This is a genomic window from Dolichospermum lemmermannii CS-548, from assembly GCF_028330815.1.
In the GTDB taxonomy this organism is placed as follows: Bacteria; Cyanobacteriota; Cyanobacteriia; order Cyanobacteriales; family Nostocaceae; genus Dolichospermum; species Dolichospermum lemmermannii.
In genome coordinates this window covers 1-9,833 of the sequence record NZ_JAQMTJ010000298.1, presented here as the reverse complement: position 1 = coordinate 9,833, position 9,833 = coordinate 1, and the positions used below count along the sequence as shown (strand labels likewise).

The 9,833-nt window shown below is 41.7% G+C and carries 11 protein-coding genes; 8 read left to right on the top strand and 3 right to left on the bottom strand.

Annotated features, from left to right (window positions below):
- Window positions 1–99 precede the first annotated feature (99 nt).
- Window positions 100–1,956 (bottom strand): NAD(P)H-quinone oxidoreductase subunit F, encoded by a 1,857-nt coding sequence (locus PN450_RS21380; RefSeq protein WP_271837493.1) that lies wholly within the window; start codon window positions 1,954–1,956, stop codon window positions 100–102.
- Between the two features lie 656 nt (window positions 1,957–2,612).
- Here PN450_RS21380 and PN450_RS21375 point away from each other — a divergent pair.
- From PN450_RS21375 to PN450_RS21365, 3 genes are read left to right on the top strand one after another with little or no spacing between them, the layout of a single operon-like run.
- Complete coding sequence (locus PN450_RS21375; protein WP_015080434.1) at window positions 2,613–2,921, top strand: carbon dioxide-concentrating mechanism protein CcmK; 309 nt, start codon at window positions 2,613–2,615, stop codon at window positions 2,919–2,921.
- Window positions 2,922–2,966: 45 nt separating this feature from the next.
- Window positions 2,967–3,311 carry a carbon dioxide-concentrating mechanism protein CcmK gene (locus tag PN450_RS21370; RefSeq protein ID WP_015080435.1) on the top strand — a complete coding sequence of 115 codons (345 nt, stop codon included), beginning with the start codon at window positions 2,967–2,969 and terminating at the stop codon, window positions 3,309–3,311.
- 6 nt (window positions 3,312–3,317) lie between these two features.
- Window positions 3,318–3,623 (top strand): EutN/CcmL family microcompartment protein, encoded by a 306-nt coding sequence (locus tag PN450_RS21365; protein WP_015080436.1) that lies wholly within the window; start codon window positions 3,318–3,320, stop codon window positions 3,621–3,623.
- On the opposite strand, the gene PN450_RS21360 is transcribed toward PN450_RS21365, so the two are convergent.
- The gene (locus tag PN450_RS21360; protein WP_271837492.1) at window positions 3,624–3,803 is read right to left on the bottom strand and encodes a hypothetical protein; all 180 of its coding nucleotides are present in this window, start codon (window positions 3,801–3,803) and stop codon (window positions 3,624–3,626) included.
- A 47-nt stretch (window positions 3,804–3,850) separates the two neighbouring features.
- Here PN450_RS21360 and PN450_RS21355 point away from each other — a divergent pair, with 47 nt between their 5' ends.
- A complete protein-coding gene (locus tag PN450_RS21355; protein ID WP_271837491.1) occupies window positions 3,851–5,518 on the top strand; it encodes a ribulose bisphosphate carboxylase small subunit in 1,668 nt (555 codons plus the stop codon).
- A 126-nt stretch (window positions 5,519–5,644) separates the two neighbouring features.
- Here the strand turns inward: PN450_RS21355 and PN450_RS21350 are convergent, their stop codons facing one another.
- Window positions 5,645–5,800, bottom strand: coding sequence for a hypothetical protein (locus PN450_RS21350; RefSeq protein WP_246862940.1), 156 nt, complete (start codon window positions 5,798–5,800; stop codon window positions 5,645–5,647).
- Between PN450_RS21350 and PN450_RS21345 the strand changes: the two genes are divergently transcribed.
- From PN450_RS21345 to PN450_RS21330, 4 genes are all read left to right on the top strand, one after another.
- Window positions 5,799–6,608: an LbetaH domain-containing protein gene (locus tag PN450_RS21345; protein ID WP_271837490.1), complete on the top strand. Its 810-nt coding sequence runs from the start codon at window positions 5,799–5,801 to the stop codon at window positions 6,606–6,608. The genes PN450_RS21350 and PN450_RS21345 overlap by 2 nt on opposite strands.
- A 100-nt stretch (window positions 6,609–6,708) precedes the next feature.
- A complete protein-coding gene (locus tag PN450_RS21340) occupies window positions 6,709–7,497 on the top strand; it encodes a BMC domain-containing protein (protein WP_148764231.1) in 789 nt (262 codons plus the stop codon).
- Between the two features lie 235 nt (window positions 7,498–7,732).
- Window positions 7,733–8,446, top strand: a complete 714-nt coding sequence (nblR, locus tag PN450_RS21335) for a response regulator transcription factor NblR (RefSeq protein WP_148764229.1) — start codon at window positions 7,733–7,735, stop codon at window positions 8,444–8,446.
- Between the two features lie 187 nt (window positions 8,447–8,633).
- On the top strand, window positions 8,634–9,161 hold the full coding sequence (locus PN450_RS21330) for a DUF192 domain-containing protein (protein ID WP_168695468.1): 528 nt from the start codon (window positions 8,634–8,636) through the stop codon (window positions 9,159–9,161).
- Window positions 9,162–9,833: the final 672 nt, after the last annotated feature.

Here is a 9,833-nt window from a genome sequence, read left to right as displayed (position 1 = left end):
GTTGGGGAGGTTGGGGAGGTTGGGGAAGAATATTACCAATTACCCATTACCAATTACCCATTACCAATTACCCATTACCCATTACCAATTACCCATTACCTAAAAAGGCAATTTGTCGAATAAACCCAATGAGAAACTAATGGCAAAACCGAGGATGCTAATGACAATGAGGATTGTTAGCATATAGCCTTGGGATTGACCAGAAATGCTGTATTTCAAACTTTGTCCGCTAAAAATCGCAGCAAAGCCGATTAAGTTGACTAGACCATCTACCAAAAAGCGATCGCTCCACGCGGATATCCTCGATAACAGCGCCACAGCACTTACAATCGTTAAGCGATAAATGCGGTCTATGTAAAAATCATAGCCTAATAAATCTTGGATCAATCTCCAAACCAAAATTCTCGATCTTGACCAGGCTTTGTGAAGATGAATTGTTGCGCCAATAGTTACTCCAGTAACCGTAGAAGCGACTAAAGATCCAACTATATACCAATCGAGGCTTTCCCAACTAGGTAATAAATACCATTGCTGTAGCATCAGCGGTAATAATAGAGTGAGTATAGTTAAAGCTACCATTGGTAATGCCATTGGCCAGGCAACTTCTGGAGCGCGACGGGTTTTTGGTTGGGGTTGTCCCCAAAAAACTAACCGGAATACCCTAGTTAAATTCAAAGCCGTTAAGCCATTAACTAAGATTAAAACCACAATTACCCAAGGGCTAATTTTGACTAAGCCATCAGCCCATGCTATCATTGCCCAAAAACTGCCCAGTGGTAGTAGTGTTACCATACCTGCTGAACCGACGACAAAAGCCGTGGTTGTGGCTGGCATTTTTGACCACAGACCCCCCATTTCTGTCAAGTCTTGGGTTTGGGTAGTGTAGATAACTGAACCAGAACTCATGAATAACAAGGCTTTGGCAATGGCATGACTCAGAAGTAACATTAACGCCACTCCACCCTGTTCCAAGCCTACCGCTAAAAATACCAATCCCATGTAAGCACTGGTGGAATGGGAGAGCGATCGCTTAATATCAATTTGGGCAATAGATACCAATGTTGCTCCCAATGCTGTCATTATCCCCAGCACCACTAAAGTATTTAAGGCAATGGGGGACAAAGATAATAATGGTTGAACTTTGTAGAGAAAATAAGCACCCCCACCTACCACTAGAGAGTTTCGCATCACCGAAGCTGGGTTCGGTCCTTCCATCGCTTCGTCTAACCACAGGTGCAGGGGAAATTGGGCGCACTTACCCGCAGGACCAGCAATTAAACCTAAACAGAGTAAAGTTGATGTGACTGGATTTAAATCAGCAGTTTGCGCCCACTCATACAAATCCGAAAAATTTAAGCTGCCGGCTAAAGTAGAAAGAGTCACTACAGCCATCAATAGCAACAAATCTCCTACCCGCTTCGTTAAAAAGGCATCTCGCGCCGCGGTCACTACCAAGGGTTGAGCATACCAAAATCCGACCAGTAAATAAGTAGAAAGGGTGAGAACTTCCAGCAAAGCATAGCTGAGAAACAAGGAATCACTAATTGCTAGACCGCTGAGGGCGGCTTCAAAAAATCCCACCAGACCAAAAAACCGGGCTAAGGACCAATCTTTTTCCATGTAGCCTAGTGCGTAAATTTGCGCCAACAGACTTAATCCAGTAATTAAAACTGTCGCCCCCACACTGACTACGGAAATTTCTAAAGCAAAAGATAATTGAAAATCAGCAGCTTGAAACCAAGTAATTACTAAATTTTCTTGATCCCGATTCCAGATATCTTTAAATACTAATAAACTATGGACAAAACCTAAGATGGTAGTCAATAAGTTCAAGTAGGCCGCAGGTCTTGGTCCTGTAAGTTGGATGATTCCTATGCTCCAAGGCAAAGTTAAAATTGCCCCTAGTAAGCTATAAAGAGGCACGAACCAACTTGTTAAAAATAGAAACTCATTCATCTAATATTTTCCTTGACAACTCAGTTCCGATTCTCTTAAACAGCCTTTAAATAATCATTTGCTCAAAAAACAATATCTTTGAGAAAATCTATGTTTTCTTAACTTTTCTTAGCTCAATATGCCTAAGCACATTTACTTTAGATTAGCCTATTGTTGAGCTATTAAATATAATTTAACATTTTAGATATTCTAATAATTGTTGAACAACATTTTTTATTTTTCTGCTTTTTTTAAATTTGTTTTTTAGATACATTGGTAAAATTTGCAGATTTTTACCCACTGTTTATGGCAATAGCGAATCACAGGAAAGATATAGCCAGTAGCTCGTCTGTCCCATATATAGCGCTCACCAATCCTCCTCATCAAAGAATTAGCTTGGGCTATGAACTATAGTAATTCTCAAACTGATAAAGAAATTATAAAGCATAAGTTGTCACTGTAGGGATCAGTAAACTTTAATGTCACAAAAGACCCTATAAAGTTTTGTTAACTTTTTTTAATCTATTTTATTACAAACTATTATAGTAATTTATGTTGCCAGGGATGCCAAGGTTTCATAAGCTAAGATGTGGCGGTATTTTGGAATCAGGATGAGCATCCCCGTCCAAAATTTCCATCCATAGTTCTAATTCGATTAATTTTTTAGGAGTTCTGCGATGCCAATTGCAGTTGGAATGATTGAAACTAAAGGCTTTCCCGCAGTAGTAGAAGCTGCTGACGCAATGGTGAAAGCCGCCCGTGTGACTTTAGTAGGATATGAAAAAATTGGTAGCGCTCGCGTTACAGTCATTGTCAGGGGAGATGTTTCTGAAGTGCAAGCTTCGGTAGCTGCTGGCGTTGAAGCGGCAAAAAGAGTCAACGGTGGTGAAGTGGTATCTACCCATATCATTGCTCGCCCCCACGAAAACTTAGAATATGTCTTGCCAATTCGTTATACAGAAGCCGTAGAACAGTTCCGCGCTTAGTTTAAATCTGGTACAAGTAAAAATTTAATTTAAGGACAAAAACAAATGTCAATTGCAGTAGGAATGGTAGAAACTCTAGGCTTTCCAGCCGTAGTCGAAGCTGCTGATGCGATGGTAAAAGCTGCTCGTGTTACCTTGGTTGGTTATGAAAAAATCGGTAGTGGTCGGGTAACAGTTATCGTGCGTGGTGACGTTTCCGAAGTTCAAGCTTCCGTAGGTGCGGGAGTGGAATCAGTTAAGCGTGTTAACGGTGGACAAGTGCTATCTACCCACATCATTGCTCGTCCTCACGAAAACTTGGAATATGTCCTCCCCATTCGTTATACCGAAGATGTAGAACAATTCCGGGAAGGTGTTAACACAATTCGCCCTTTCGGTAGAAGACCATAATTAATAATGCAAATTGCCAGAGTTCGTGGCACAGTAACTAGCACCCAAAAAGATCCCAGTCTGCGGGGTGTGAAGCTACTAATGTTGCAATTAATAGATGAAAATGGCAATCTCCTGCCAGTATACGAGGTAGCAGCCGATAACAGTGTAGGGGCAGGAGTGGATGAGTGGGTACTTGTCAGTCGTGGCAGTGCTGCTCGTCAATTATCAGGTAATGAACAACGACCGTTAGACGCAGCAGTAGTGGCAATTATAGACACCATTTACGTTGAAGATCGTGTAATTTACAGCAAAAAAGACCAGTATAGATAGTCAGGGAAGAGGTAATGGGTAATAGGTGATGGGTAATGGGTGATGGGTGATGGGTGATGGGTAATAGGTGATGGGTAATAGGTGATGGGTGATGGGTGAAAACTTACCAATGACCAATGACCAATGACCAATGACCAATGACCAATGACCAATGACCAATGACCAATAACCAATGACCACTGACCAATGACCACTGACAAAAAGCTTATTTCAGGAGGAATCTCGCAATGGTAGTCCGCAGCACGGCGGCACCCCCAACCCCGTGGTCAAGGAGTTTAGCAGAACCAAACATTCATGAAACTGCATTTGTCCACTCTTCTTGTAACCTCATTGGTGATGTCAATATAGGTGCAAATGTAATTGTTGCTCCGGGGACTTCGATTAGAGCCGATGAAGGGACACCTTTTTGTGTTAGTGAAAATACTAATATTCAAGATGGTGTCGTTATTCATGGGTTGGAGCAAGGCCGAGTCATTGGTGATGATGGCAAGAAGTACTCAGTATGGGTTGGGAAAAGTGCCTCCATTACCCACATGGCACTGATTCATGGACCTGCTTACGTTGGCGATAGTTGTTTTATTGGCTTTCGTTCTACGGTATTTAATGCCAGGGTGGGTGCAGGTTGCATTGTCATGATGCACGCCTTAATTCAGGATGTGGAAATTCCACCGGGTAAATACGTAGCTTCTGGATCAGTAATTACTACCCAGCAGCAAGCGGATAGATTGCCAGATGTCCAAGTGCAGGATCAAGAATTTGCTCACCATGTAGTCGGGATTAATCAGGCTTTGCGGGCTGGTTATCACTGTGCTGCGGATAGCAAGTGTATTGCGCCTATTCGGGATGAACTTAATCTTTCCGTAGCTAAATCTTATACAAGCACAAGCATTGAAGTTGAAGAGTTAGAAAGGAGCAGTGACGTGGCGAGCTATAGCTTAGGTGCAGAAACAGTAGATCAATTACGTTATCTACTAGAACAAGGATTTAAAATTGGGACAGAACACGTAGACCAAAGACGGTTTCGGACAGGTTCTTGGCAAAGTTGTCAAGCCATTGCAACTCGGTCTTTAGGTGAAGCTGTTTCTGCTGTAGAGTCTTGTTTGAGAGACCACAGCGGCGAATATGTGCGTCTATTTGGGATTGACAACAACAGAAGACGGGTATTAGAAACTATTGTTCAACGTCCTGAAGGTGTTGTTGCTGGTACATCTAGCTTTAAAGCCCCTGCTGCTGCATCTGCTGGCAGTTACAATGGTAATGGCAACGGTACTGCTGTTGGTAGTGCCAAACTGAGTGCGGAAACTGTAGATCAAATCCGTCAACTTTTGGCTGGTGGTTTCAAAATTGGGACAGAACACGTAGATGAGCGCCGTTTCCGTACAGGTTCTTGGGATACCTGTCAACCAATTGAATCTAATTCGACTCAAGCAGTTGTGTCTGCTTTGGAAGAGTGCATTGAAACTCATCAAGGCGAGTATGTACGTTTAATTGGGATTGACACCAAGGCTAAACGTCGCGTATTGGAAGCAATTATCCAAAGACCAAACGGACAAGTAGTATCTTCTGGTAGCACCAAATCATTTACCAGTACAAGTTCTGGAACTGCAACTGCAACGGCGACAGCTACCAGCACCCGTTTAAGTAGTGAAATAGTCGGTCAATTGCGCCAACTGTTGTCCAGTGGGGCAAAAATTGCAATTGAACACGTAGATCAACGCCGCTTCCGCACAGGTACTTGGACAGTTGCGGGTCAAATTCAGGCTACATCTGAAAGAGAAGCGATCGCTGCTTTAGAAGGATATGTTTCTGAATATCCAGGCGAATATGTGCGTTTAGTTGGTACTGACCCCAAAGCCAAACGTCGCGTACTAGAAGCAATTATCCAACGTCCATAAAGAGGCAGGGTGCAGGGTGCAGAGAGTAGGGGAGAACATTTTTTTCCTTCTTCTTTCTAACCACTGACAACTGACAACTGTACGGGCGAAGCATTTGGAGAACTATTTTTGGCAATGACCGATAATTTATCTTCCAAATGCTTCGCCCCTACTGACAATTGACAACTGTACGGGCGAAGCATTTGGAGAACTATTTTTGGCAATGATCGATAATTTATCTTCCAAATGCTTCGCCCCTACTGACAACTGACAACTTCCGGCTTCCGAGGTAATAAATTCCATGTCTGTATCGCTGCTACGCCTGGGCGATAGATTTGATGCTCATATTCATGGCGACGTGATTATTCATCCCAGCGCGGTATTAGCTCCTGGGGTAGTTTTGCAAGCAGCTACTAATAGTAAAATTGTGATTGGTGCTGGTGTATGCCTGGGTATGGGGTCAATTCTCCAAGTAAGTGAGGGTATTCTAGAAATAGAAGCAGGCGCAAACCTGGGAGCCGGTTTCTTGATGGTTGGTGAAGGCAAAATTGGGGCTAATGCTTGTATTGGTGCAGCGACAACGGTTTTTAACTGTTCCGTAGCACCAGGTCAAGTTATTCCCTCTGGTTCAATTTTGGGAGATAATAGTCGGCAGATTGTTGAACCTTCAGCGGTACAACTAGAATCTACCAATCCTCCCCCAGAGAAACCAGAGGAATCAGCCGAAAAACTTGAATCTCCTCATTCTCAACCAGAGAAACCAGAGAAACAGGAAAAAGTATTTTCCTCAACTCAACTCTCGGTTGCGGCTTTTCTGGAGTTTAAACATCAATCTACGCCTGTATCTCCACCTTCACCTACACCGAAAAGCCAGTCTCCACCAGAGTCAGAAACGGCTGTGGTGGGTGATGCTACGTCGGTTGAAACTACGCTCCCAGAGTCTACAGAAACTACCACTGAGGACATAGAACCCAGCGAGTCTGATCTGGAAACTCACAATATTTTTGGCACGCAAATTTATGGACAAGGTAGCATAAATAGGCTGCTGAGTACATTATTTCCCCATAGACAATCTTTGGGCAACGAAAACTCTAACAATTCTTCAGGTTAAGTGTTAAGTATGAAGTGTGAACTTAAGTCCATATTGAAATGCTAGTTTTCATTCTTCTATGATTGAAGACGCTATATGAACCTTATCCTGGAAAATTTAAATGGAAACATATAATCAAAACGCTTTGAGTACCATTCACGCAGCAAGTCGCCGTGATAGCCTCAAAGATACTGCTTTGGGTATGGTATCAACCCTCAGTTTCCCCGCTATAGTTGGCACGGCTGACATGATGTTAAAGTCGGCTGGAGTCCACTTGGTTGGTTATGAAAAAATTGGTAGTGGTCATTGTACAGCAATTGTCCGAGGTGGCATTGCTGATGTCCGCTTGGCTGTGGAAGCTGGTGTACAAACGGCTGAACAGTTTGGCCAGTTGGTTTCTAGTTTGGTGATTGCGCGTCCTTATCCTAATTTAGATATAATTCTACCTATTAACCGTCTGACTCGATTTATGGGAGATGGTGGTGGATACAGCCGTTTGAGTAATCAAGCCATTGGGTTGGTGGAAACTCGCGGATTTCCCGCTATGGTTGGCGCTTGTGATGCTATGCTTAAAGCTGCTGATGTGCAATTAGCATCCTATGAAAAGATTGGTGCTGGTTTGTGTACGGCAATTATTCGCGGTTCAGTGGCTAATGTAGCTGTAGCTGTGGAAGCAGGTATGTTTGAAGCGGAACGCATTGGTGAGTTAAATGCAGTTATGGTGATTCCTCGGCCATTAGATGAGTTGGAGGAAACTTTACCTGTGGCTAGTTGCTGGCTGGAAGAACGTCAACCAGTTAATATACCTATTAATATTAAAGATAAAATAACGGATGTGGAAGCGATAGAGTTGCCTGATTTGGCAAAACTGCCTGTGAGAGTTAAGGAAGAAATTTGGAATGATGAATAATGAGCAGCTATTTTTTCTACATACCAATCATGTGACTTTAACCTAATTACCTCTGCTCGATCTTTGACTTTTTGTGGTAAATCCCTTGTTCTTAGGTTCAACAGGGTTTTATCTTGCTCACGAGTTAAAAATACCCCTAAACGAGCGCCCATATTTTAATTACCTCAGTAGATTGATTTTCCGTATTTACTCATAACTCACATTAGCAATTACCAATTACCAATCTCCAACTGCTATGATAGCTACCCACAATCCCGCTGTTTTTGTTTTGGTGATTGAACCAGATGAAACCTTGGCTAATCAATTAGCTTTTGATTTGCAAGAAGCTGGCTATGATGCCATTGTGACCCATGATGCAGCCAATGGATTAAAATACTGTAGTGATGCTTCCAGGAATCAAAGTCATCGCCAACCTGCTTTAATTGTTGTAGACCGAATGCTCGTCGGTGAATCAGGACTATCTTTGTGTAAAAATCTCAGAAATATCGGCAATCGTTCTCCTATACTGGTTCTGATGGCCAGAGACACAGTAGATGATCGGATAGCTTGTTTAGACGCTGGTGCTGATGATTACATCCTCAAACCTTACCGTTCGGAAGATTTGTTAAGGCTGATTCGTCTGTATCTCAAACCTGATATTGATACCGCAGAGCAATTACGCTTTGGGGATCTGATTTTAGATATAGGAACCCGTCGGGCTTTTTACAAGAGTAAGGCCATTGACTTAACCATGAAGGAATTTGAACTCTTAAAGTTCCTAATGGAACATCCCCGTGAAGTATTAACTCGTGAACAGATTTTAGAAAATGTTTGGGGTTACGACTTTACGGGTGAATCCAATGTCATTGAAGTATATATTCGTTACCTCCGGCTCAAAATTGAAGAAGAAGGTCAAAAACGCTTAATTCAAACTATACGCGGTGTAGGTTACGTACTCAGAGATTCGTAAAATCTATAAAACGAGAAATAATCACAAATAAAATCTAAATTTGTAGGCAATTTTGCAAAAATTAAGTAAGATAGTCAGAATCTAAATTGCATAAATAATTTAATTAGTGATTTGGTAAGAGGTGATTAGTAAAATCATCACTTTTTCCCTATTCCCTATTCCCTATTCCCTGTTCCCTAGACAACTTATGGTTTCTTGGCTTAGTTTATGTTCAATATTACTTAGTATATTACTGATGGGCTGTTCATCACCTACCACGGCTCAATCTCCAGTCGTAACACCGGAATCATCAACCCAAACACCAGTAAATACTGGACAAAATCTGCCAATTTCTGCTGAAGCTATACTTCCTAAAAATATAAAAATTCAGTTAGAAGTAGCACGAACACAAGAACAGCAACAGATGGGTTTGATGTATAGACTAGCTTTACCAGATAACCGAGGAATGCTATTTTCTTTTGCGAACCCACAACCAGTACAATTCTGGATGAAAAATGTACCTGTTGCCTTAGATATGGTATTTATCCGAAAAGGTGTAGTTCAGTACATCCAGGCATCTGCTCCTCCTTGTGGCATAGAACCTTGTCCCACCTATGGTCCTAATGTACTGATAGATCAAGTAATTGAACTGAGGTCAGGACGAGCCGCAGAACTAGGTTTAGATAAAGGAGATCAGGTCAAAATTGATTTCCTAACTTCTGATATTTCTCAGTAAACAGGATCAATATTTTCTGACAATGATCCCGGTTGGATATAGCAGAAGTCTTTATTCTGAATTTTTATCGCAATACCTTGTCCATTTCTTGTAGGTTGGGTTAAGCGACAGCGCAACCCAACGCATTTGTTGGGTTTCATGCTAATTGCTCCGCGTTCACGCAGTGTCCCGCAGGGATACGTTCACGTGACCCAACCCAACCTACAAATCAAGGCTTTTTCTAATTTGGACAAGGTATTGTTATCGAATGCAGAATTGTTTTGTCAAAAAAAATATTACCTAACCTGGCACAAATAGTAGTAAAGAGGTTAATATTTAGCAGTAACTTGAATAACATCGGATTTTAGTTTTTTCCAGTTAAAATCACAACTCAGGGTTGAGTAGCAAAAATCTCTCTTTTGACGCAAGTGTAAATAGTCGTCAATAGAGGAATATAAGCTATGAAATCTTTTTTACTTAAACCAGAACAAAAAAACTTGAATGATGTTAGTGTCACCATTAACATCATGGTTAAAGTATTACCTAAATAGGGCTTGCTGAATAAACCGAAAACCTAGATAGATTAAGAGTTTCCCGGTTAAAAAAGTGAATTAGGTGCAAGGAATAAGGATTGAAACCATTAAAAACCTATCACTTTCTGAAATTTGAGACTATTCTTCTCTCCTTCTAATT

Excerpts from the sequence above, each read along its gene's own strand:
- PN450_RS21370 (WP_015080435.1), top strand. The coding sequence starts at position 2,967 with ATGTCAATTGCAGTAGGAATGGTAGAAACTCTAGGCTTTCCAGCCGTA.
- PN450_RS21350 (WP_246862940.1), bottom strand. The coding sequence starts at position 5,800 with ATGGAATTTATTACCTCGGAAGCCGGAAGTTGTCAGTTGTCAGTAGGG.
- nblR (WP_148764229.1), top strand. The coding sequence starts at position 7,733 with ATGATAGCTACCCACAATCCCGCTGTTTTTGTTTTGGTGATTGAACCA.
- PN450_RS21375 (WP_015080434.1), top strand. The coding sequence starts at position 2,613 with ATGCCAATTGCAGTTGGAATGATTGAAACTAAAGGCTTTCCCGCAGTA.
- PN450_RS21365 (WP_015080436.1), top strand. The coding sequence starts at position 3,318 with ATGCAAATTGCCAGAGTTCGTGGCACAGTAACTAGCACCCAAAAAGAT.
- PN450_RS21340 (WP_148764231.1), top strand. The coding sequence starts at position 6,709 with ATGGAAACATATAATCAAAACGCTTTGAGTACCATTCACGCAGCAAGT.
- PN450_RS21380 (WP_271837493.1), bottom strand. The coding sequence starts at position 1,956 with ATGAATGAGTTTCTATTTTTAACAAGTTGGTTCGTGCCTCTTTATAGC.
- PN450_RS21345 (WP_271837490.1), top strand. The coding sequence starts at position 5,799 with ATGTCTGTATCGCTGCTACGCCTGGGCGATAGATTTGATGCTCATATT.
- PN450_RS21355 (WP_271837491.1), top strand. The coding sequence starts at position 3,851 with ATGGTAGTCCGCAGCACGGCGGCACCCCCAACCCCGTGGTCAAGGAGT.
- PN450_RS21330 (WP_168695468.1), top strand. The coding sequence starts at position 8,634 with ATGGTTTCTTGGCTTAGTTTATGTTCAATATTACTTAGTATATTACTG.